A 22,643-nucleotide genomic window follows, 5' to 3' on the forward strand; every position below is an offset into this window, starting at 1 on the left:
GCGGGCTGCAGCAATCAGGAAGCCTGCACTGTGGATGGCTGCCGCTGTGGAGAACGGTCACAGCGACGTGGGGTGTCAGCCGAGCTCGTGCGCAGAACGCTCGATGACGGCGAGCCACTCCTTGCGAGCCGCCAGCGCCGCCTCTGCCTCTGCGATCCGCTTTGCATCCCCGCTGGCCTTCGCCTTTTCGAGGGCTTCCTCGTATCCGGCGATTGCCGCGTGCAGCTGGCTCGAGGCACCCTCGACGCGGGCTCGGGTGCGCGGATCCGTGCGGCGCCACTCATCGGCCTCCGCCTTCTTCACCGAGCGCTCGACCGAGCGCAGGCGATCCTCGACGCGACGCATGTCCGACCGCGGCACCTTGCCAGCGTCCTCCCAGCGATCCTGGATGGAACGCAGCTTGTCCTTGGCAGCCTCGAGGTCCTTGCCGGCATCGATGGACTCGGCCTCGCGCAGAAGCGACTCCTTCACCTCGAGGTTGCGGCGCTGCTCCTCGTCGGAGGCCCTCAGATCAGCGTTGCGTGCGGCGAAGAAGGTGTCCTGTGCCTTCTTGAAGCGCGCCCACTGGGCGTCGTCCTTCTTCCGGCTGCCTCGCGGCGCCTCACGCCAGCGCGACATGAGGTCCCTGTAGGCCCGCACCGTCGGGCCCCAGTCCGTGGAGTCCTGCATCGACTCGGCTTGGGCGATCAGCTTCTCTTTGATGCGCTCTGCCTGCGCGTGCTGCTCGTCGAGTTCGGAGAAGAACTTCTTGCGCTTGCGGTCGAACAAAGCGCGGGCGGCGGAGAGCCGCTTCCACAAGGCATCTTCTACACTGCGCTCGATCGATGCGCCCTCAGCCTGCATGGACTTCCATGTGGGCACCATGTTGCGCATGGTCTCGCCCGCGTTCTTCCACGACAGCTGTGCCGGATCGGTGGCAGCTAGAGCCTCGATCGACTCGACGAACTCCGTGCGACGCGCCGTGGCCTCCTCGCGGGCTGCGGCGCGCTGCTCCTCCAGGGCGTGGATGCGCTTCTTGGCCTGTTCACGCACGTCAGAGGCACGGCTGCGCAGGGCGGGGATATCGCCCACGACCGCGGGTTCCTTCATCTGCTTGCGCAGATTCTCGAGCAGCCGGTTGAGGTCGTTCTGACTCAGCTCGGGCGCCTGCAACGTCTTCTCACAGTGGTCGAGGAAGGCGACCAGATCGAGGTAGGCCTTCGCAAAGGGGGTCAGCGCCTCCTCGGGCTCAGCGCCATCGGCCGTGCCGATCGTGCGGACCTGGGTGCCGTCCTGCACCGTGATCGATCCGTCCTCCGTGACGGCTCCGAATGTCTTCGCCTCGCGAAGGGCATCCGCGTCATACTCCTGCTGCGGCGGTGCCGCGGGGATGAGCGTCGTGGTCGGCTTACGGCCGGCAAGCGCAGCCGGCGACGGCGTCCGACCGGGCATGGGGCGCGGACGCGGCGGTGTCGCCGAGGGCGCCGGTTTCGATGCCGAAGCCTCCGTCTGCTGGGTGGCCGAATCGTTCGCCGCTGCATCCTCGCCGACCGGCGTGGGGGTCTCGGACTCGCTCACGAGATCTCCTTCGCTCATCCCGCTCAGGGGCGGGTCACTGCCGCGCACAGGCGGCCTCCTCCGCTGCTCCCTGCGGTTGCAGGGCACGACAGGGAACAATACCGCGCAAGCCTCACACTCGTCGCACCCGATAATGGATGGGACCTGACCGATCGCCCGCGCACGCCAGCGCGGCCACTAACTCGAAGGACCTGCCTCCATGGCGAAGATCTCCGCACTGTCCGGCTTCCCCGAGTGGCTGCCCGCTCAGCAGCTCGTCGAGCAGCACGTCATCGACGTGTTCCGTGAGGTTGCCGAGCTGCACGGATTCAGCGGGATCCAGACGCGGTCGGTCGAGCCCATGAGCCAGCTGCTGCGCAAGGGCGAGATTGATAAGGAGGTGTACGTCCTGCGGAGGCTGCATGCCGACGAGGACGACGCCGAGCAGACGGATCCCGACCGGACCCTGGGTCTGCACTTCGACCTCACAGTGCCGCTGGCTCGCTACGTGCTCGAGCACCAAAACGACCTGCAATTCCCCTTCCGCCGCTACCAGATCCAGAAGGTGTGGCGCGGGGAACGCCCGCAGGATGGCCGCTTCCGCGAGTTCTATCAGGCAGATCTCGACGTGATCGGCCAGGACGACCTGCCCGGGCACATTGAGGCAGAGGTCGCGGTGGTGATGGCCCAGATCCTCGCGCGACTGCCGCTGGGATCCTTCCGGATCCACGCCAATACTCGTCGGCTCTCCGAAGGCTTCTTCACCGGGCTCGGGCTCTCAGATCATGCAGCAGTGCTGCGGTGCCTGGACAAGTTGCCGAAGATCGGGCCCGACGCGGTGCGCACGCTGCTGCTGGACCAGACCGGTGCAAGCACAGAACAGGCCGATGCCTGCCTGGCATTCGCAGCGATTCGCACGGCCGATGCCTCGTTCGCCGACCAGGTACGTGCGCTCGGCGCACAGGGAGAGCTGCTCGAAGAAGGCATCGCACAGCTCAGCGCTGTGCTCGAGCGGGTCGAGGCCGCAGTGCCGGGCGTGATCTGCGCCGATCTGTCCATCGCACGAGGTCTGGACTACTACACCGGCACCGTCTTCGAAACCTTCGTCGAGGGGCATGAGTCACTCGGTTCCATCTGCTCAGGCGGCAGGTACGACGCGCTTGCCTCCGACAACCGTCACACCTACCCGGGAGTGGGGCTATCGATCGGCCTGTCCCGCCTGGTCTCACGGATCCTGTCCGCGCAGCTGGCCGAGCCCACACGGCCTGTGCCCACCTGCGTGCTGGTGGCTGTGACCGACGAAGACCAGCGGCCAGCCTCCGATCAGATCGCCCGCCGTCTGCGGGAGCGTGGCATCGCCTGTGAAGTGGCCCCCACGGCAGCCCGCTTCGGCAAGCAGATCCGCTACGCGGACCGACGAGGCATCCCCTTCGTCTGGTTCCCGGGCACGGACGGCACTGGCGGTGAGGTCAAGGACATCCGCAGCGGCGACCAGCAGACCGCGGATGCGAACAGCTGGCAGCCGCCCGCGGGTGACGCACAGGTGCGCATTGTGGCGGGGCCCGGGGCAGTCACTGACTGACGGAGGACCGACGGAGCGCTGACGCGGCACGGGACGTCCGCGGTGCCGCGACACGCGCGCGGCGCTTCCCGCCCGCTGCTCATGTGAGCTCCGTCATGCCATGATCGGACACGGAACACCCCGAGACAGAAGGACGTTGGCTCCCACATGGCCACTACCACGCTGACCGCAGAGAACCACGACGAGACCGTCGAGAACGGCATCGTCCTGATCGACTTCTGGGCGGGCTGGTGCGTCCCGTGCCAGCGCTTCGCCCCGATCTTCGAGCAGGCCTCTGAGGACCACCAGGACATCACCTTCGCGAAGGTGGATACCGAGGACCAGCAGCAGCTGGCGATGCGCTACGGCGTCACCTCGATCCCGACCCTGGTCGCCTACCGGGACGGCATCCCGGTCTTCTCCCAGCCTGGCGCGCTGCCCCAATCCGCCCTCGAGGACCTGATCGGTCAAATCAAGGGCTTGGACATGGACGAGGTCCGCAAGGCCTACGCCGACGCTCAGGCTCAGGAGCAGGGCTGAGCGGACGGTCCGTCGTCGATGACGCTCCGCTGAAGCGGGCGCCTCATGGGCGACGGCCCGGTCTGCCATCCCGGCGGGCGGCATCACGCCGTTTCGCCTCGAAACGCTCCCCACGTGCGCCCGAGCTGAAGCGTTCACCTTTCCGTTCATACCCGCCACGCGGGGGACGACCCTCACCGCGGCGGCGTCCATCCCCGTCGCCGTAGCGACGATCCTGGCCACCCTGCCGGTGAGCCCCGCGCCGCAGCGGCTTCGCACCGTCGTCCTGTGACCCGCGTCGCGGTCCCGTGTCCTCCCGGATCCGCAGCTCGCGTCCGCTCACCACAGCCGTGGCGAGCGTGCTCAGCTGCTCCGCGCAGAGTCCGCCACGGATCTGGACCAGGGAGAACGACGGGAAGATCGAGATCTTGCCGATGGCCTTGCCGTCTACGCCGGCTTCGCCGGTGATCGCCCCGACGATGGCCGGCGGCCGCACACCGTGCTTATGGCCCACCCCAATGCGGTACTGCGTATGACCGGACTCGACGTGGGCACCGCGCTTTTCGCGCGGCGAACGGGGCTCATCGCCGCGGGTGGACGCGGGCGTCTGGGGAGCCTCGAATTCTTCATCACCTGCGGTGCCGGGGCCGCCATCACCCACGAGCAGTGCACCGAGCACAGCCGCGAGATCCACAGCCTCCAGATCATGTGCCTCGAGATAGGCGGTGATCTGGTCGCGGTACAGGTCCAGACGCCCGCGGGCATGACGCTGCTCAGCCTGCTCAAGAGCCTGTGCCATACGGTGCGCCGACACGTCCCGCGGCGTTGGGATGCGAGCCTCCTCGAGTTTTTGGCCCGTGGCCCGCTCAATACTGCGCAACGCACGGCGTTCATGACCGCCAATGAACGTGATCGCCTCGCCGCTGCGACCGGCACGGCCGGTGCGACCCACCCGGTGCACGTACGCCTCCGCTTCACGCGGCACATCGAAGTTCACCACCAGACCGATGCGCTCCACATCCAGGCCACGGGCGGCCACATCGGTGGCGACCAGCACGTGCAGACTGCCATCGCGCAGTCGCGCCACGATCCGTTCGCGCTCCTTCTGCGGCACATCCCCGCTGATCGTGGCTGCGACCACGCCGCGAGCAACGAGCGCGGCACCGACCTCCTCCGCCGCGACGCGGGTGCGGACGAACACGATGGCAGCCTCAGCATCGGTGGTGGCGAGCACCCGGGCGAGCGCACCGGTGCGATGCCGGAAAGGCACCACGGCATAGGTCTGGTGAACGCTGTCGACCGTGGTCGACTGCGGCGTCACGGATACCTGCACAGGGTCGTTCATATGCGCCTCAGCTACCGCGCGAATGGCGTCCGGCATCGTGGCAGAGAACAGCGCCACCTGACGGGTGGCGGGGGAGTGGGACAGAATCTCCTCGACGTCCTCGGCAAAGCCCATGCGCAGCATTTCGTCGGCCTCATCGAGCACTGCGTATCGCACTCTGCCCAGATGCAGGCTTCCGCGGCGCATATGGTCCATCACCCGGCCAGGCGTCCCGACGACCACCTGAGCACCGCCCTGCAGCGCTCGTTCCTGAGGGTGGTAAGGCGCACCGCCGTAGACGGCGACCACATCGATGCCTGGCAGATGCGCCGTGAAGGAACGGATCGCGTCAGCCACCTGCATGGCGAGCTCGCGCGTGGGGGCGAGCACGATCGCCTGCACGGTTCGGTCACCGGCGTCGAGTGCGGCGAGAAGCGGCAGTCCGAAGGCGGCCGTCTTGCCGGTGCCGGTCTGCGCCACGCCAATCACGTCCCGCCCGCTCAGGAGCGCCGGGATCGTCTGCTGCTGCACAGCAGTGGGAGAGGTGAACCCGAGGTCAGCGACCGCCTGCAGCAGCGCAGGCGGCAGACCGAGATCGGAGAAACCAGTCGGTGATGCTGCGGATGCGGACTCTGCAGTGTGAGGTTTGTCGTCCAGCTGCGTGCTCGGACGGGACTCATGGGAGCGGTGCGTGGGCATAGGGGTCCTCTCGCGAAGGGGGCGGTTCCCCCCGCGGGCCGCGGGGCGTGCAGGGCACGCAATGGCGGGCCGAACAGGATCCGCACCGAAGCGGACCGGGACAGTGCTCGAGTCTAGGACGCCTGCGTTCGAGCGCACAGAGCGCAGGCAGGCGAGATGCCTCACCTCAGTTGTAGGCTGGGATCTTGCCCGACCCCTGTAGACGTGAGGACACACCTGTGCTGCGTACCCATCGCGCCGGTGAGCTCCGTGAAGAGCACATCGGCACCACTGTCACCCTGACCGGCTGGATCGGTCGTCGCCGCGACCACGGCGGCGTGACCTTCCTGGACCTGCGCGACGCGAGCGGCGTCGCCCAGGTCGTCGTCCGCGAGGACGAGGCGATGCACCTGCGCAACGAGTACGTGCTGCGCGTCACCGGCACCGTGGACCGCCGCCCCGAGGGCAATGAGAACCCGCAGCTCGCCACCGGCACCATCGAGGTGACCGCGAGCGAGGTCGAGGTGCTCAACACGGCGGCGGCGCTACCGTTCCAGCTGGACGAGCACACCGAGGTAGGCGAAGAGGCGCGGCTGCGCTACCGCTACCTTGACCTGCGTCGCAGCGGCCCGGCCGCCGCGATCCGCCTGCGCTCCGACCTCAACCGCGCCGCGCGCGAACAGCTCCTCGACGAGGGCTTCACCGAGGTGGAGACGCCCACGCTCACCCGCTCAACGCCTGAGGGAGCCCGCGACTTCCTGGTGCCAGCGCGGCTGGCCCCGGGCTGCTGGTACGCGCTGCCACAGTCCCCGCAGCTGTTCAAGCAGCTGCTCATGGTGGGCGGTATCGAGAAGTACTTCCAGCTTGCCCGCTGCTACCGCGACGAGGACTTCCGTGCGGACCGTCAGCCCGAATTCACGCAGCTCGACATCGAGATGGCCTTCGTGGACCAGGAGGACGTGATCGCGCTCGCCGAGCGTGTTCTGCAGCGCGTGTGGGCGGTGGCCGGCCACGAGATCACCACGCCGATTCCGCGAATCACCTACGCCGAGTCGATGCGCCGCTACGGCTCCGATAAGCCGGACCTGCGCTTCGACCTCGAACTCACCGAGATGACCGAGTACTTCGCCAACACGCCGTTCCGCGTGTTCCAGGCGCCCTACGTCGGTGCTGTGGTGATGGAGGGCGGCGCCTCCCAGCCGCGTCGAACCCTCGACGCCTGGCAGGAATGGGCGAAACAGCGCGGCGCCAAGGGCCTCGCGTACGTGCTCATCCAGGAGGACGGCACGCTCGGCGGCCCCGTGGCGAAGAACCTCTCCGATGAGGAGAAGGCGGGCCTTGCCCAGAAGGTCGGCGCCAAGCCCGGTGACTGCGTGTTCTTCGCCGCTGGTGAGCAGAAAGCATCTCGGGCACTGCTCGGTGCTGCCCGCAGCGAGATCGCCGAGCGCCTGGGCCTGATCGACCACGACGCCTTCGCGTTCGTGTGGGTGGTCGATGCCCCGCTGTTCGAGCCCGCCGGTGACGCGGTCGCAGCCGGTGATGTGGCGGTCGGCTCGGGCGCCTGGACGGCGGTACATCACGCCTTCACCTCCCCGCGTCCGGAGCACCTGGACACCTTCGACCAGAACCCGGGTGAAGCACTCGCCTATGCCTATGACATCGTCTGTAACGGTAATGAGATCGGTGGCGGTTCCATCCGTATCCATCGCCGGGACGTTCAGGAGCGGGTCTTCTCGGTGATGGGCATCACCGAGGAGCAGGCGCGCGAGAAGTTCGGCTTCCTGCTCGATGCTTTCGCTTTCGGTGCCCCGCCGCATGGCGGTATCGCCTTCGGGTGGGATCGCATCGCAGCGCTGCTCGCCGGCCTGGAATCGATCCGCGACGTCATCGCCTTCCCGAAGAGCGGTGGCGGATTCGATCCGCTGACCCAGGCGCCAGCGCCGATCACGGCGCAGCAGCGCAAGGAAGCAGGCGTCGACGCAAAGCCCGAGCGCAAGGAGGGCCCGTCGGCGCAGAAGAAAGAGACTGGCGAAGCAGCCGCATCGGCGCACACGGACCCACCCGTCGGGCAGGAGTCTGGGGCTGCGGTATCTGAGCGCTGAGTACCGAGGCTCAGGCACTCAGGGGCACTCAGGCCAGGGCCGTCGGAACAGGGAACGGAGCCCCGCGTCGGTCAGCGGCGCGGGGCTTCGCCGTGCTTAATGCCAGGGCGGGGGAGCCGCCAGCGGCGGATCTGGATCTGCCGCATGATGCCGTAGCCCACCAGGCCCCGTTCCACCTCGCCGAATCGTTCCGTGAGTGCAGTGCGCAGACGGCGACGCAGCAGGAATCCGTCGATGACACACAGCGCGATTCCGCCCCACAGCACCACCAGCATCGCCGAGCTCATCGCCAGGTACAGCTGCGGCCGGATCAGCGGCAGCAGCAGTGCGATGACCATGAACACCAGCGCGATCGGGAAGAAGAGCTCGGCCACATTCCGTCGGGAGTCCACGACGTCGCGCACGAATCGACGCTGCGGGCCGCGATGCTGCAGCGGCATGTGCTGCTCATCGCCCGTCATCATCGCTTTCTGAGCGAGCATCCGCTGCTGCTGGGCTTTTGCACGGTCGCGGCGACGCGCCTCCTTGCGATCCGTGACCACCAGGGGACGCCGACGGGCCGCTTCCGCTTCCTTGCGGGTGCGGGTCGGGCGCCCCTTACCGGACTGGGCCGGGCGGGTGGTCGTCGGATCAGAATCAGGAGAGGGGGTTCGCGCAGACATCACCGGGGCATTCTAGTGGAGTTCGGCCCGCTCAGGAGCGTATGCCGCTGCAGCAGCAACGGGATAGCGTAGAGGCCATGAGTGACACCACCTCGACGACCCGATCACTGGATGATCTCCGCACCCGCCTAGAGGAGATCTTGCCTGCTGCCCAAGCGGACCTCGAGTCCCTGGTCCGTATCCCGTCGATTGCTTTCGAGGGGTATGACCCGGAGCCGGTGCGCCGCAGCGCTGAGGCCGTTGCGGCTCTGCTCGAGGACGCCGGCATGCCCGAGGTGCGCATCACCTCCGTCGACGGCGGTTCTCCCGCTGTGATCGCCCGCATGCCTGCCGCGCACGGCCAGCCCACCGTGCTGCTGTACGCCCACCATGATGTGCAGCCCACCGGTGATGAGAACGCGTGGACCAGCCCGCCCTTCGAGCCTGAGGTCCGTGAGAGCCGGCTGTACGGCCGCGGATCCGCCGACGACAAAGCGGGCGTGATGGCGCACGTGACGGCGTTGCGTCTGGTGCGCGAGCAGCTTCAGGCCGACGGCATCGGGGTGACGGTCTTCGTCGAAGGTGAGGAGGAATGCGGGTCCCCGACGTTCCGACCCTTCATCGAGGCTCACCGCGACGAGCTCGCAGCCGACCTCATCATCGTGGCCGACTCCGCGAACTGGCAGGTGGGCGTGCCCGCGCTGACATCGAGCCTGCGCGGCGTCGTATCCGTCACGGTTGACGTGCGCGTGCTCGAGCAGGGTGTCCACTCCGGCATCTTCGGTGGCCCTGTCCTGGATGCGCCCACCCAGCTCGCGCGACTCATCGCCACCCTGCACGACGACAACGGTGAGGTCGCTATCGACGGCCTGCATCGCGCCGAGGACCCGGAGGTCGACCTACCGGAAGCGGAGTACCGTGCTGACGCGACCGTTCTCGAAGGTCTTGAGCTCTCCGGCACCGGGCCGATCACCGCGCGGCAGTGGACTCGCCCAGCATTGTCGGTCATCGGCATCGACGCGCCGTCGATCCGCGATGCCTCCAACACCATCGTTCCGACTGCGTCGGCGAAGATCTCCCTGCGCATCGCCCCGGGTGAGGATCCGGCGCGTGCCATGGACCTGCTTGTGGCACATCTTCAGGCGCATGCGCCGCGCACGGCACAGGTCGACATCCGGCGCGGCGAAGAGGGCAAGCCGTACCAGGCGCGCACCGGCACGCCGGGCATCGAGCTCGCCCTCGCATCGCTCGAGGCCGCGTGGGGCGTGCCCGCTGTGCAGACCGGCTTGGGGGGATCCATTCCCTTTATCGCTGATCTGCTCGAGGTCTTCCCCGAAGCCGAGGTACTGGTCACCGGCGTTGAAGACCCGGCCTCACGCGCCCACGGCGTGGATGAGTCCCTCCACCTGGGCGACTTCGCACGCGTGTGCCTGGCCGAAGCGCTCGTGCTCACCGGCGCAGGCGCCCTGCATTCCGACCGCTCTGCCGCTCGGGCACAGCCCATGGGTGGGGCCGCAGAGACCGATGCGACGAGCAGCGACGACAGGACAGTCGCCTGATGAGCGGTACAGACCGTGATCAGCACGAGACTGTTCAGGTCAGCGCCCTCACCGTTCCGCTGCTGCTGGGAGGCGTGGTGCTCGGCTTCCTGGCCGGATATTTCTTCGTCTGGTGGGGAACAGTGGTCGTGCTGTTCGTGCTGATGGGCGCGTTCTCGGCAGCGATCGCAGGTCGTTCGCGCGACGCAGCCGCTGCTGCAGCGCTCGGGACGGTTGTCGGTTACGTGCTCGTGCTACTGCTGGGCGTCTTCAAAGGTGTGATCTGATGCCCGGCTTACTGGGGTGGTGCTTGCCGCACGGAGCGCTACCCTGGGGGGACTCGACTTCCAGGAGGACACCATGACGATCAGCACCGAGCGTCCCGACGCCCCCGCCGCACACGGCGTGACTCTCACGTCCGTGGCCGCCGCCAAGGTGCGGTCTCTCCTCGAGCAGGAGGGCCGAGATGATCTGCGCCTGCGCATTGCGGTGCAGCCGGGCGGCTGCTCCGGCCTGATCTACCAGCTCTACTTCGACGAGCGTCTGATGGACGGCGATCTCACCGTCGAGTTCGACGGTGTTGAGGTCGTCGTGGACAAGATGAGCAACCCGTACCTCACGGGCGCGGAGATCGACTTCGCCGACACCATCGAGAAGCAGGGCTTCACGATCGACAACCCCAACGCCCAGAGCTCCTGCGCCTGCGGCGACTCCTTCGCCTGATCTGTCGCCCGAACCGGGCAACCTCCATGGGCCTCGCTGTGCACGACGTACAGCGAGGCCCGTGTCATGTCCCTGCTCTCGAGTGGGCCACGCGCTCGTGAGTCGGCGATCCGGCAGATCACAGACCGGTGACGGCATGCACTGTGGGGTGTCGCGTGGGTCGCGGTCGCTCCACGAGCACGTATGATGACGGAGTGCCGTCAACGGACGGTCCCGTGCGCATGCGCGGGAACTGGACGCCGCGCCCCTCGGGGCTGACGGCCTCGGGCCCGACCCAGGCCCGAACCCTGTATCAGCTCCCCGGCGGAGTGCGGATGGTTTCGTACTGTGCCGCGGAGACCACGAGCGGAAGGTCATCCCCAGTGATCCCCCAGGCCCCGAAGCGCCACGGACGCCCCGGCGTCCTCGCGACCGGCATCGCTCTGGCCGTCCTCGTCCTCGCAGGCTGCACCGAAGAGCAGAAGCGTGGATTCCTCCCCGGCTACACGGACGGCCAGGTCACCAACCACACCGAGCGGATCACGCAGCTGTGGACCGGATCCTGGGCCACGCTGTTGATCGTCGGCCTCATCGTGTGGGGCCTGACGATCTGGTGTGCCATTGCCTACCGGCGCCGCAAGGGCGACACGGGCTTCCCGGTGCAGCTGCGCTACCACGTGCCGCTGGAGATGATGTTCACTCTCCTGCCCGTGGTCATGATCATGACGCTCTTCTACTTCACCCAGCGCGACATCCAGGAGATCGAAGCGCACGTGGAGAATCCCGACGTGACTGTCCACGTCGTGGCCAAGCAGTGGAGCTGGGACTTCAACTATGTGGACGAGGACGTCCATGAGCCCGCCGGTGTGCAGTCCTTCGAGACCGGCAACCCCGGCGCCGCGGAATCACTGCCCACCGTCTACGTGCCCGTCGGGAAGACCGTCGAGTTCACGCTCGACTCCCGCGACGTGATCCACTCCTTCTGGGTGGTCGACTTCCTGTACAAGAAGGACATGTTCCCCGGCCACAGCACGAGCTTCCAGGTGACCCCCACTCGCGAGGGAACCTACGCCGGCAAGTGTGCTGAGCTGTGCGGCGAGTTCCACTCCGACATGCTCTTCAACCTCAAGGTCGTCTCCCAGGAGGAGTACGACGAACACATTGAACAGCTGCGCAGCGAGGGCAACACAGGCCAGCTCGGCGTGGATCTCAACCGCAACCAGGAGGACTGGAGCATGCGGGACAAGCACGACGAGGCGTTCGACGCCACGCGGAAGGAGGGAGGCGAGTGAGCCCCCGCACCGTTCAGGCTCCGGCACCCGCTCCCGCACGGTTCATCGAGGAACGGCCGACGAGCGCTGGAAAGAAGATCGTCAGTCTGCTGACCACGACCGATCACAAGCTGATCGGCATGATGTACATGGGGATGGCCTTCGCCTTCTTCTGCTTCGGCGGCATCCTCGCTTTGATGATCCGCGCCGAGCTGTGGGAGCCCGGCCTGCAGGTGGTCGTCTCCAAAGAGCAGTACAACCAGCTGTTCACGATGCACGGCACGATCATGCTTCTGATGTTCGGCACACCGCTGTTCAACGGTTTCGCGAACTACCTCGTGCCGCTGCAGATCGGCGCCGTGGACATGGCATTCCCGCGACTGAACATGTTCGCGTTCTGGCTGACACTGTTCGGTTCGCTCATCGCCGTGGGCGGTTTCCTTACCCCGCAAGGTGCGGCGTCGTTCGGATGGTTCGCCTACGCGCCTCTCGCGGATACGACATTCAGCCCCGGCATTGGCGGTGATCTGTGGGTCTTCGGATTGGGCTTGCAGGGATTCGGCACGATCCTGGGTTCGGTCAACTTCATCACCACGATCATCTGCATGCGCATGCCCGGCATGACCATGTTCCGGATGCCGATCTTCACCTGGAACATCCTCATCACCGGTGTGCTCGTGCTGATGGCGTTCCCTCCGCTGGCTTCTGCTCTGCTCGCGCTCGGCGCTGATCGCCGATTCGGCGCGGAGATCTTCAACCCGGAGAACGGCGGCCCGGTGCTGTGGCAGCACCTGTTCTGGTTCTTCGGCCACCCCGAGGTGTACGTGCTCGCACTGCCGTTCTTCGGCATCGCCTCCGAGATCATCCCGGCTTTCAGCCGCAAGCCGATCTTCGGGTACAAGACTCTCGTGGGCGCAACGATCGCGATTGCCGCTCTGTCTGTGACCGTGTGGGCGCACCACATGTACACCACTGGCGCGGTCATGCTGGACTTCTTCGCCTTCATGACGATGCTGATCGCCGTGCCCACAGGCGTGAAGTTCTTCAACTGGGTCGGCACGATGTGGCGGGGATCGATCACCTTCGAGACCCCCATGCTGTTCACACTCGGGTTCATGACCTCCTTCCTTTTCGGCGGTCTGACCGGCGTGATCCTTTCCACCCCGGTGCTCGACTTCCACCTGTCCGACACCTACTTCGTGGTCGCGCACTTCCACTACGTCATCTTCGGCACGGTCGCCTTCGAGATGTTCGCGGGCTTCTACTTCTGGTGGCCGAAGATGTTCGGCTACAAGCTGGATGAGCGCCTGGGCAAGATCCACTTCTGGTCGCTCATGATCGGTTTCCACCTGACCTTCCTGATCCAGCACTGGCTGGGCGTTGACGGTGCTCCGCGCCGTTACGTGAATTACCTGGCGGAGGACGGCTTCACCTGGATGAACCAGATCTCGACCGTGGGTGCGTTCATCCTGGGTGCCTCGACGCTGCCGTTCATGCTCAACGTGGTGCTCACGCACGTTCGGAAGCAGAAGATCGACGTCGACGACCCGTGGGGCTATGGTGCGTCGCTCGAGTGGGCGACTTCGTGCCCGCCCCCGCGCCACAACTTCCATAGCCTGCCTCGCGTGCGCTCCGAGCGTCCCGCCTTCGACCTGCATCACCCCGAGGTCGCGGCTCAGGACCACATGCTCGAGCCGGTTTCGACCCAGGACAGGAGCAACTGACGTGAATACCGCTGCACGGATCTTCTGGATCCTCTCGCTCTTCTTCCTGATTGTTGCTATCGCGTACGGCATCATCACCGGGATGCACTCACCGATGGGCGTTGAGCCGGTCGGCTTCCCTGCGATCCTCATGCTCGCGGGTTTGGGCGCCATGATCGGCGGCGTGCTGACGCTGAACAGTCGCCGGTACAAGGATCGGCCCGAAGATCGCCTCGATGCCGAGGTTCATGACGAGGCGGGCGTCCAGGGCAGTTTCTCGCCGTACAGCTGGGCTCCGCTGTGGGCCTCGCTCGGGGCCGCGATGATCTTCCTCGGGGTCGCCGCGGGATGGTGGATCCTAGCGCTCGGCGTCATCCCCACCGTTGTCGGCGTCGTCGGCTGGGTGATGGAGTTCTCCGTCGGTAAGTACCGTCACTGAGAAACTCCGTTGCTGCACCACATGCCGTAGCGGACACACAGGACACAGTTCAGGCCCGTCCCCGATGGGGGCGGGCCCGAACTGTGTCCGGCGAGCATTGACGATGTGGGCGGACTGAGCGTTGCGCAGCCGACGACCCAGCTGCGGTTGGGCCCTGAGCGTTAGCCGACGGCTCAGACAGCGACTGGAAGGAATACGCGCCCAGCGACTCTCGTTATCCTGCAGGTAAGCGCCGCCGGGCTGCGATCCCGCCGGTGAACCCAGAGGGGGAGACATGCTCAGCCGACAGAACGACACTCGACAGCGTGCCGAGGCTCAGATCCGGCGTCTTTTCGCCGACGACACGACAGTCGACAACGCCGCCGCATGGGCTCACGCCGAGCTCGCAGACGCGGGCATCAGCGCTTCCCGCAGTCCGCTGCGGGCAGCTAAGCGCCTGCGCCGCAACCGCAGCGGTTTAACCCGCCTTGGCGCCCGTTATCTGGTCGATAGGGTGGCGGACCGCCGGTGGCGAGACCCGCGCGATGAGACCTGGCGTGACCGCATCCTGATGTGAGGGCACGCCCCGCCTGTCGTGCGTGGGACGGTGCGCCGCATGGAAGGCGGCGGTGAGCCGCCGCGTGGAGGACCGACTGGTGACAGCGCAGGTCCAGGCCGACGACTGGGCGTTTACCGGCCGAACGGGGGACTAGCATTCCCGGGCGACGAGCGGACCGTGTGCAGGGCTAGCCGGTGGCGTTATGCAATCGGCTCCCAGCGGTCTCACGTGTCGTGCCGACGAGTGACTTCGCTCTCCGCTGACGGCGGGGGAGACGGCCCTCCGGAATGAGAGGACACCCCGCTGCACCGTGACGGGTTGCGCAGGGCCTGGAAGCACAGACGAGCGGCGGGCGAAGCCGTGTAGCCTCGCCCGCCGCTTTGTCACATGAGCAGGGTGCTCTCAGTTCATCTGCACGATCAGTGGTGCTGCTTTTCCGCGGGGGTGCGGTAGTCGCCGCCGGTCAGACGATCGATCTTGTGCTTCTCGTGGCCCGCGTGCTCCAGTGCGGCCCGCAGCTCCGCCGGCGTGACCGGCTCGATGCGGTCCTTGAAGAAGAACGAGGTGGCCTTTGCACGCAGCGAGGACACGCCGTTCCCGGCCTGCAACGGGCGGTAATCGTCGTGCTGCACCAGCACCCAGCGATCGAACTCGTTCAGCGGCTCATGGATTTCAAGCATCTCACCGGTCTCCGTACGGACCACCCGGGAAGTCTCCACGCCGTGCAGGGCCAGATCACGTTTGTGGCGCTGAATTGACAGGCACAGGCGCTTGGTGACCCAGAACGACAGCGGGGGAACGACGAAGAACGCGATGCGATACAGCCAGGTCAGATCGTTGATCGAGAGGTGCACTGCGATCGCCAGCAGGTCGTTCGCTGCAGCGAGCACCAGGATGATGTACGTCATGATCCAGGCAACGCCCAGTCCTGTACGCACCGGGGTGTTGTACGGCAGGTCGAGCACGTGGTGCTCGCGGTCATCGCCGGTGACCCAGGCCTCGAGGAAGGGGTAGAGGGCAAGGAAGCTCAGCATCGCCCCGTAGAACATCATCGGGATGAGCATGTTCCACGAGAACACGTACCCGAAGATCGTCGACTCCCAGCCAGGGATAAGACGCAGACCGCCGTCGGTGAAGAGCATGTACCAGTCAGGCTGAGAACCGGCGGACACGGGGGAGGGGTCATACGGGCCGTATACCCACACCGCGTTGATACTCGTCGTCGCGGCGATCAGGGTAATGACGCCGAAGACCAGGAAGAAGAAACCACCAGCCTTCGCGGTGTAGACGGGGAAAAGCGGGTAGCCCACGACATTGCGGTCCGTGCGGCCGGGGCCGGGGTACTGGGTGTGCTTGTGCAGCACCAAGAGCACCAGATGGATCGCGATCAGGCCCAGGATCGCTGCCGGCACCAGCAGGATGTGGATGGTGAACAGGCGCGGGATGATCTGGGTGCCCGGGAACTCGCCGCCGAACAGGAAGAACGAGATGTACGTGCCCACCAGCGGCATCGACTTGGATAGGCCATCGGCGATCCTCAGCCCGTTTCCGGAGAGCACATCGTCAGGCAATGAGTAGCCGGAGAAGCCGGCCACCATGCCGAGCACCATGAGCGTGAAGCCCACGAGCCAGTTCAGTTCACGAGGCTTGCGGAATGCACCGGTGAAGAACACGCGGAACATGTGCACAAAGATCGCGACCATGAAGACGAGCGCTGCCCAGTGGTGCATCTGGCGGAACAGAAGGCCGCCCTTGACCTCGAAAGAGATCTCCAGCGTCGACTCGAAGGCACGCGACATGTGCATGCCCTGCATCGGTTCGTATGGGCCGTTGTAGATGACTTCTTCCATGGTGGGGTCGAAGAACATCGTCAGGAACGTTCCCGAGATCAGCAGGATGACGAAGCTGTACAGCGCAACCTCGCCGAACATGAACGACCAGTGGTCGGGAAAGATCTTGCGGGCGAAGAACTTCACGAAGCCAGCGCCAGCGACGCGCTGGTCGAGCCAATCACCGCCCACTGAGCCGAGCTTCATGACACGGCTGGGGGAGTCGGACTGCGAGTCGGACGCCGCCGTGGAGGAGGGGGAGGGAGTCGTGGTCGTCACGGGATCACTTGTCCTTGTGGATGTCCCAGAAGCTGGGACCGATCGGCTCGGGGAAGTCGCCCTTGGCCACCAGGTAGCCCTCGGCGTCGACCTCGATCGGGAGCTGGGGGAGCGGACGATGTGCGGGCCCGAAGATCACCTTCGCGCCATCGGTCACATCGAAGGTTGACTGGTGGCAGGGGCACAGCATGTGGTGTGTCTGCTGCTCATACAGCGCGACCGGGCACCCCACGTGCGTGCAGATCTTCGAGAACGCCAGGATGCCGTTGTAACCGTTGGCCAGGCTCTCGTCGTTCTGCCCCACACGCGGATCGATGCGGACGATCACTGCTGCCGCCTTGGCCCGCTCCTCGAGGTAGTGCTCGGTATCCGGGGTGAGATCCTCCGGCATGACGTGGAAAATCGAGTTCATCGCCACGTCGCTCGCCTTGATGGGCGTGCCATCGTGGTCGCGGGCAAGACGCATGCCCTTGCGCCAGAAGGTGTGGTGCAGGACGTTGCCCGGCAGCGGGCCAAGTGTCGACAGCGGTGCGAGCACTGCAAGAGGAAGCGCCGCGAGAGCCGCCACCATCGACGTGACGATCAGCGGGCGGCGGGCGATACCGGACTCGTTCAGACCGTCGGTGATGATGGACGCTGCGGCCGCTCGGGTCTCATCGGAACCGCGCAGCGCATGTCGTTCCTCAACGACCTCGTGATCGGGCATGAGGGTCTTGGCCCAGTGGATCGCGCCGGCTCCGATGAAGAACACAGCCACCGCGAAACCCAGACCCGTGACGAGGTTCGACCACCACAGAGCCTGCGGAGAACCGCTCTCAGCGAAAATGTTCGTTCCGCGCGGCGTGACCACAAAGTAGGCCGCGATGAACACTGCCGTGCCCACCACGGACAGCAGAAACATCAGTGCCACAATGCGCTCCGCACGCTTCTCCGCGCGCGGATCCATGTCCGCTTGACGATACTCATGCGGTGGAAGGCCCGGGTTGGGGAAGCCGCCGCCTTCCTTCGGGGCGATAGCGCTGACGCCCTTTTCGGGGCGGGTTCCGTCAAGATTCTCGTGCATGCGGGTGCTCACTTGGCCTTCGCCCCCAGCCACAGGGCGCAGCCCATCAGAAGGGACAGGATGATGGTCCAGGCGTACAGGCCCTCTGTGACCGGACCGAGTGAGCCCAGGGAGATGCCGCCGGGGGACCCGTTCTGCTCGAGCTTGTCGAGGTAGGCGATCACGTCGCGCTTGTCCTCCGCGCTGAGGTTCGAGTCGTTGAACACGGGCATGTTCTGCGGGCCGGTTTCCATGGCCTCGTACACGTGCTTGGCTTCGACGCCCACGACCGGCGGGGCGTGCTTGCCGCGAGTCAGCGCACCGCCTGCGCCTGCGGCGTTGTGGCACATAGCGCAGTTGATGCGGAAGATCTCGCCGCCCTTGACCGGGTCGCCCTGGGCTGCGTCAAGGTACTCATCGGCCGGCACAGCCGGGCCAGGGCCGAGGGAGGCCACGTACGCGGCAAGCTGGCGCGTCTGCTCCTCGGTGATCTGCGGAGCCTTACGCGCGGCTTGCGGGCCTGACATCTGCATCGGCATGCGGCCCGTGCCCACCTGGAAGTCGACAGCGGCAGCGCCGACGCCGATCAGAGACGGCCCGATGGTGTTGCCGTCGGAATCAACCAGGCCCTCGGCGTTCCGGCCGTGACAGGTGGCGCAGTTCGCCCGGAAGACCTCTTTCCCGGCGTCGATGTCATCCTGCGAGTAGGCCTCGGCTTGCGCTTCGCTCGGCTGGAACGCTGCGTACAACCCGCCGGTCGCGACGAGCGCGAGCAGCAGGATGACGAGCAATGCCATCGGGTGATGGCGACGTGCGGCGAGTGCCTTCACGGTTCGGACCTCGATTCGTGGAGGAGGCGGGCGGGACGGGGAGGAGAACCAGGACGGCTCAGAAGAGCTTCCAAACGAAATCGACCGGGATCACGTGGCCGGAATCAGCGGCCGACATGATCGGGTCCAGCAGGTACACGATGCTGAACAGACCGATCCAGACGACGTCGACGAAGTGCCAGTAGTAGGAGACGCAGATTGCGGAGACCTGCTCATGCTGGGTGAACGTCTCTGCAGCGAAGGCGCGTGCCAGCACGAACAGGAAGGCGATTAGACCGCCGGCCACGTGGAGACCATGGAAACCGGTGGAGAGATAGAAGATCGAGCCGAAGGGCGAGGACGACAGCGTCACGCCCTTGTGCACCAGCTCGGTGTATTCGTATGCCTGGCCGGACAGGAAGATCGCGCCCAGGAAGAAGGTGAGCGTGTACCACTCGATCATGCCCCAGCCCGCGATGTTGAGAATCGACCCCGTGCGATGGCGACGGGGAGCAAAGGGCTTCCCCCAGGGGAGCTGCCCCTCGGCGAGCCACACTCCCATCTGGCAGGTCAGCGAGGAGAGGACCAGGATCGTCGTGTTCACGATCGCGAAGAGGTGCGTGAAGTTCGCCTGCCCCTTGCTGAAGTCGTCAGGCACCATCGAGCGCAAGGTGAAGTACATGGCGAAGAGCCCGGCGAAGAACATGAGCTCACTCGCGAGCCAGACGATCGTGCCGACCTGCGTGGCATTAGGCCGCCCGACGGCGGGCACGGTCGACGAGGAGCGCTGGGGCAGGGTCGCTGTTGTCACGTCACCACTCGTTCATATCGGTCTGCGTCGACGCCCCGGCGCACCGGGCGCAGGCGTCACAGGGCAACGCCCTGCTACGGAACTACGCCAGCATAGCCTCTCTGACGACACGTCATGAACCCGAACACGCAGGGGAGGAGGCGTGCGCCAGGGCCGTGACCGAAGCGTGATCCCGTTCGTGACGAATTCGCGAGCAGTGGGATGATCGGCTCATGAGCGACGTGACGATCACTTGGCCCCGACTGACCTCCCAGCTGCTGCGCGGGCAGGAGCTGTCTGTCAATGAGGCGCGCTGGGCTATGGGTGAGGTGATGTCCGGCGAGGCAGCAGCGATCCCCTTGGCCGGTTTCCTGGTCGCGCTGCAAGCGAAGGGCGTCACCCCCGCCGAGCTGGGTGCACTGGCCGACGAAATGATCGCTCATGCCCGGACGGTCGATGTCACGCGGGAGGCGATCGACATCGTCGGCACCGGCGGTGATCTCGCACAGACAGTGAACATATCCACCATGGCCTCCATGGTCATTGCCTCGACCGGCCGCACGGTGGTCAAGCACGGCAATCGTGCCTCAAGCTCCAAGTCCGGTTCAGCTGATGTGCTCGAGGCGCTCGGGGTGCGGCTCGATCTTCCGGTCTCCCAGGTCGAGCAGCTGGTGGGGGAGATCGGCATGACATTCCTGTTCGCGCAGGTGTTCCACCCGTCCATGCGCTATGCCGTGGAAGCCCGCAAGGGGCTCGGTGTGCCCACTGTGATGAACATCTTGGGCCCGATCACGAATCCGGCTCGCCCGCGAGCGAGTGCCGTGGGCGTTGCGCATCCCGAGATTGCACCGATCGTGGCGCGCGTCTTCGCTGATCGTGGCACCAGCGCTCTGGTCTTCCGTGGCCACGACGGACTGGACGAGCTGACCGTGACCGCCCCGTCGGACATCTGGGAGGTGCGCGGCGGCGAGGTGCGTCAGCATGTGTTGGATCCGACGCAGCTGCTCGGTATCGAACTCAGTGATCACGATGCCCTGCGCGGCGGTACGGCGCAGGAGAATGCTCAGGTTGCCCGCGACCTGTTCGCGGGGCGGCGCGACGGGCGACTTGGGCCGGTGCGCGACGCGGTGCTCCTTAACGCTGCCAGTGGCATTCTCGCTTTTGACGGCATTGCCCAGAGCGCCGCCGACGGGTTCGAGGAGCGGTTCACGGCGGCATATCAGACAGCACAGGATGCACTGGATTCCGGTCGCCCTGCCGCTCTTGTGGAGCAGTGGGCCGATGCATCGCAGCGCGCTCAGCGGGCCTGATAGCCGCGGGGTCAGCTGACCGCGCCGAGATCGAATCCTGCATCAAGGTCGCTGCTGGAGTAGGTCTTGAAGGCGATCGTGGTGGACGTCGCGACGACACCCTCGACCTTGCTGATGCGGTCGGCGACGACGTCGGCCAGATCGTCGTTCTCGCGCACGCGCACGATAGCGATGAGGTCGACGTCGCCAGTGACCGAGTAGACGTGGTCAACGCCGTCGAGGTCGACGATCTGCTGCGCCACCTCGGGGATCCGGGCGCTCTGCACAGTGATGGAGACGAGGGCTGTGATCATGGCTGCTCCTGGCGTTGGATGTGCGGGCTTCTACTCTAGGCCGGTTCCGCCCCGGGCCCAGTGACGTCGAAGCTGGTTGTGGCATGCGCTGTAGCGGTAAACGCTTCATGCAGGGTTGACTCATCGAAGCGTGAGAACAGGGGCTGTGACCAGGTCCCCTCGACCTGCACCACGCGCACATCCTCACTGTCGAGCCAGCGCAGGAGGATCTCGGTTTCCTGGTGATGCCCTTGGCACAGTGGTCGTGGTTCGTCGTCACCCTCCGTACGTTGCGCGGCCAGGGTGCGCGCGGCAGCAAGGTGATCCGCATGCCAGGGCAGCAGCGTGGTGGCGGTGAAGCGACCGTGGCGAACCGCCAGCAATTCCCATCCACGCCCGTCGGCAACCGGGTCCTTACTCGGCCGCGCGGCGATCAGCAGCGGGACAGATCCAAGGGCCCGCAGGCGAGCAGCGCGCCGCGCCGCCGTCAGGTAGACAACAGCAAGCTGACGGATGCGCTCGGCATCCTCGTAACGACCCGCGCCCGCGTGCGCTCGCATGCGCCGGGCGGCGTGCTGCAGCACAGGTGTGGGATCCGACGTCATCACAGCGTGCAGCGCATCACGATGCGACGACGGGAACGAACGTCCGTGAACGGCGGCCTGCTCCCATGCGGCACCGCGCCCCAGCAGCGCGTCTGTGAGCAGCCCGCGCAGCGGCTCAACGTCATGACGCGAGGCGAGCGGCCCGATATGGGCCGATCCGTCGGTTTCGTCTCGGGCGAGACGGGCTGCACGCAGCCCCTCCGAACCTGTGCCCAGACGCAGCCACAGCGCTTTCTCGGGTGACAGACCCGCACGGTTCGACGGCGGCTTCTCGCGCGCGATAATTCGCAACTCACGCACGGCCGCCTCCGTGGGCGTTGCGCATTCGATGCACTGCACGCTCTGTGCGCGCGGCAGCATGTCCAGCACGCGGCGGCGCGTCTCTGCAGCAGTGAAGTAGGTGCGCACACGACTGCGCAGATTCCGGGAGGTTCCCACATACAACACCTCGCCGTCGTCAGCGAGGAACTGATAGACACCTGGAGCCGACGGCACGCCGTCAGCGAGGTATCGCTTGCGCATCTGCACCGCGGTGGCGCGCCGATGCGCCGAGGCGAGATCCTCCAGAGTCGCGGCGGCGGGACCGAGCCGTTCGATGATCGCGTGCAGCACATCCACGGTGGCGCGCGCATCAGACAGCGCTCGGTGGTCAGGGGTGACGTGCGCGCCCACGTACGAGGCGAGTGTGGAGAGGCGATGATCGCGTACTTCGTCGCGGCGGAATACGCGTCTCGCCAGAGCGAGGGTGTCCAGCACCGTCGGCCGAGGCCACTCGACGTCGCACTTCGCCGCGGCCGCGGTGAGGAAGCCGATGTCGAACCGTGCGTTGTGCGCCACGAGCGCGGCGGACCCGACGAACTCCAGAAACCCCGGCAGCACCACAGAGATCGCCGGTGCGCCCTGCACGGTGGCGTCGCTGATACCCGTCAGTGACGCGATGTACGCCGGGATAGGGCGCTGCGGATCCACGAACGTGCGGAACTCACCGAGCATCTCGCCGCCGCGCACCTTGACCGCGCCGATCTCGGTGATCGCATCGTGCTGCGGGTCGGTGCCTGTGGTCTCGAGGTCGACCACCACAAGCTCCGCCTCCTGCAGCGGAGGGGAGATGTCCTCCAGGGACAGCTGACGGCGAGCGCGCATGCCCGCAGACTA

Annotated in this window: 19 protein-coding genes and 1 pseudogene; 11 read left to right on the top strand and 9 right to left on the bottom strand. The window is 66.2% G+C overall.

Annotated elements, in window-relative coordinates; translation table 11 throughout:
• Positions 1-75: 75 nt before the first annotated feature.
• Entirely contained in the window at positions 76-1,557 is a 1,482-nt protein-coding gene (locus tag C8271_RS06730) for a DUF349 domain-containing protein (RefSeq protein WP_245920993.1), read from the bottom strand.
• A gap of 199 nt (positions 1,558-1,756) precedes the next feature.
• Between C8271_RS06730 and hisS the strand changes: the two genes are divergently transcribed.
• Both hisS and trxA read left to right on the top strand, forming a co-directional pair.
• The gene (hisS, locus tag C8271_RS06735; RefSeq protein WP_106506655.1) at positions 1,757-3,118 is read left to right on the top strand and encodes a histidine--tRNA ligase; all 1,362 of its coding nucleotides are present in this window, start codon (positions 1,757-1,759) and stop codon (positions 3,116-3,118) included.
• Positions 3,119-3,253: 135 nt separating this feature from the next.
• Positions 3,254-3,637: pseudogene (trxA, locus tag C8271_RS06740) on the top strand (thioredoxin); the annotation flags it as partial.
• 43 nt (positions 3,638-3,680) lie between these two features.
• On the opposite strand, the gene C8271_RS06745 reads toward trxA, so the two are convergent.
• Positions 3,681-5,639, bottom strand: a complete 1,959-nt coding sequence (locus tag C8271_RS06745) for a DEAD/DEAH box helicase (RefSeq protein WP_106506657.1) — start codon at positions 5,637-5,639, stop codon at positions 3,681-3,683.
• 218 nt (positions 5,640-5,857) lie between these two features.
• On the opposite strand from C8271_RS06745, the gene aspS reads away from it, so the two are divergent.
• A complete protein-coding gene (gene aspS, locus C8271_RS06750) occupies positions 5,858-7,720 on the top strand; it encodes an aspartate--tRNA ligase (protein WP_106506658.1) in 1,863 nt (620 codons plus the stop codon).
• Between the two features lie 71 nt (positions 7,721-7,791).
• On the opposite strand, the gene C8271_RS06755 is transcribed toward aspS, so the two are convergent.
• The gene (locus tag C8271_RS06755; protein ID WP_106506659.1) at positions 7,792-8,382 is read right to left on the bottom strand and encodes a DUF3043 domain-containing protein; all 591 of its coding nucleotides are present in this window, start codon (positions 8,380-8,382) and stop codon (positions 7,792-7,794) included.
• A gap of 77 nt (positions 8,383-8,459) precedes the next feature.
• Here C8271_RS06755 and C8271_RS06760 point away from each other — a divergent pair, with 77 nt between their 5' ends.
• The 7 genes from C8271_RS06760 (at position 8,460) to C8271_RS06790 (ending at position 14,570) form a co-directional block, all read left to right on the top strand.
• Positions 8,460-9,920: a dipeptidase gene (locus C8271_RS06760; RefSeq protein WP_106507931.1), complete on the top strand. Its 1,461-nt coding sequence runs from the start codon at positions 8,460-8,462 to the stop codon at positions 9,918-9,920.
• Entirely contained in the window at positions 9,920-10,186 is a 267-nt protein-coding gene (locus C8271_RS06765) for a hypothetical protein (protein ID WP_106506660.1), read from the top strand. The genes C8271_RS06760 and C8271_RS06765 overlap by 1 nt, the downstream gene beginning before the upstream one ends.
• A gap of 73 nt (positions 10,187-10,259) precedes the next feature.
• Complete coding sequence (gene erpA, locus C8271_RS06770) at positions 10,260-10,622, top strand: iron-sulfur cluster insertion protein ErpA (protein WP_106506661.1); 363 nt, start codon at positions 10,260-10,262, stop codon at positions 10,620-10,622.
• Between the two features lie 362 nt (positions 10,623-10,984).
• Positions 10,985-11,893: an aa3-type cytochrome oxidase subunit II gene (ctaC, locus tag C8271_RS06775; protein WP_106506662.1), complete on the top strand. Its 909-nt coding sequence runs from the start codon at positions 10,985-10,987 to the stop codon at positions 11,891-11,893.
• 44 nt (positions 11,894-11,937) lie between these two features.
• Positions 11,938-13,596, top strand: coding sequence for an aa3-type cytochrome oxidase subunit I (gene ctaD / locus C8271_RS06780; protein ID WP_425428206.1), 1,659 nt, complete (start codon positions 11,938-11,940; stop codon positions 13,594-13,596).
• A 1-nt stretch (position 13,597) separates the two neighbouring features.
• A complete protein-coding gene (locus C8271_RS06785) occupies positions 13,598-14,014 on the top strand; it encodes a cytochrome c oxidase subunit 4 (RefSeq protein ID WP_106506664.1) in 417 nt (138 codons plus the stop codon).
• A 274-nt stretch (positions 14,015-14,288) separates the two neighbouring features.
• Entirely contained in the window at positions 14,289-14,570 is a 282-nt protein-coding gene (locus C8271_RS06790; RefSeq protein ID WP_106506665.1) for a hypothetical protein, read from the top strand.
• 401 nt (positions 14,571-14,971) lie between these two features.
• Here C8271_RS06790 and qcrB read toward each other — a convergent pair whose 3' ends face one another.
• The 4 genes from qcrB to ctaE are packed head-to-tail and all read right to left on the bottom strand — an operon-like array spanning position 14,972 to position 19,322.
• Positions 14,972-16,660: a cytochrome bc1 complex cytochrome b subunit gene (gene qcrB / locus C8271_RS06795; RefSeq protein ID WP_106506666.1), complete on the bottom strand. Its 1,689-nt coding sequence runs from the start codon at positions 16,658-16,660 to the stop codon at positions 14,972-14,974.
• 4 nt (positions 16,661-16,664) lie between these two features.
• A complete protein-coding gene (gene qcrA, locus C8271_RS06800) occupies positions 16,665-17,723 on the bottom strand; it encodes a cytochrome bc1 complex Rieske iron-sulfur subunit (protein ID WP_106507932.1) in 1,059 nt (352 codons plus the stop codon).
• A gap of 8 nt (positions 17,724-17,731) precedes the next feature.
• Complete coding sequence (qcrC, locus tag C8271_RS06805; protein ID WP_106506667.1) at positions 17,732-18,532, bottom strand: cytochrome bc1 complex diheme cytochrome c subunit; 801 nt, start codon at positions 18,530-18,532, stop codon at positions 17,732-17,734.
• Between the two features lie 58 nt (positions 18,533-18,590).
• A complete protein-coding gene (gene ctaE / locus C8271_RS06810) occupies positions 18,591-19,322 on the bottom strand; it encodes an aa3-type cytochrome oxidase subunit III (protein ID WP_106506668.1) in 732 nt (243 codons plus the stop codon).
• A 212-nt stretch (positions 19,323-19,534) separates the two neighbouring features.
• Here ctaE and trpD point away from each other — a divergent pair, with 212 nt between their 5' ends.
• Positions 19,535-20,611 (top strand): anthranilate phosphoribosyltransferase, encoded by a 1,077-nt coding sequence (gene trpD, locus C8271_RS06815; RefSeq protein ID WP_106506669.1) that lies wholly within the window; start codon positions 19,535-19,537, stop codon positions 20,609-20,611.
• An 11-nt stretch (positions 20,612-20,622) separates the two neighbouring features.
• Here the strand turns inward: trpD and C8271_RS06820 are convergent, their stop codons facing one another.
• A complete protein-coding gene (locus C8271_RS06820; RefSeq protein ID WP_106506670.1) occupies positions 20,623-20,904 on the bottom strand; it encodes an Lrp/AsnC family transcriptional regulator in 282 nt (93 codons plus the stop codon).
• A gap of 35 nt (positions 20,905-20,939) precedes the next feature.
• On the bottom strand, positions 20,940-22,631 hold the full coding sequence (locus C8271_RS06825) for a DEDD exonuclease domain-containing protein (RefSeq protein ID WP_106506671.1): 1,692 nt from the start codon (positions 22,629-22,631) through the stop codon (positions 20,940-20,942).
• Positions 22,632-22,643: the final 12 nt, after the last annotated feature.

Source organism: Brachybacterium timonense, assembly GCF_900258505.1.
GTDB lineage: Bacteria > Actinomycetota > Actinomycetes > Actinomycetales > Dermabacteraceae > Brachybacterium > Brachybacterium timonense.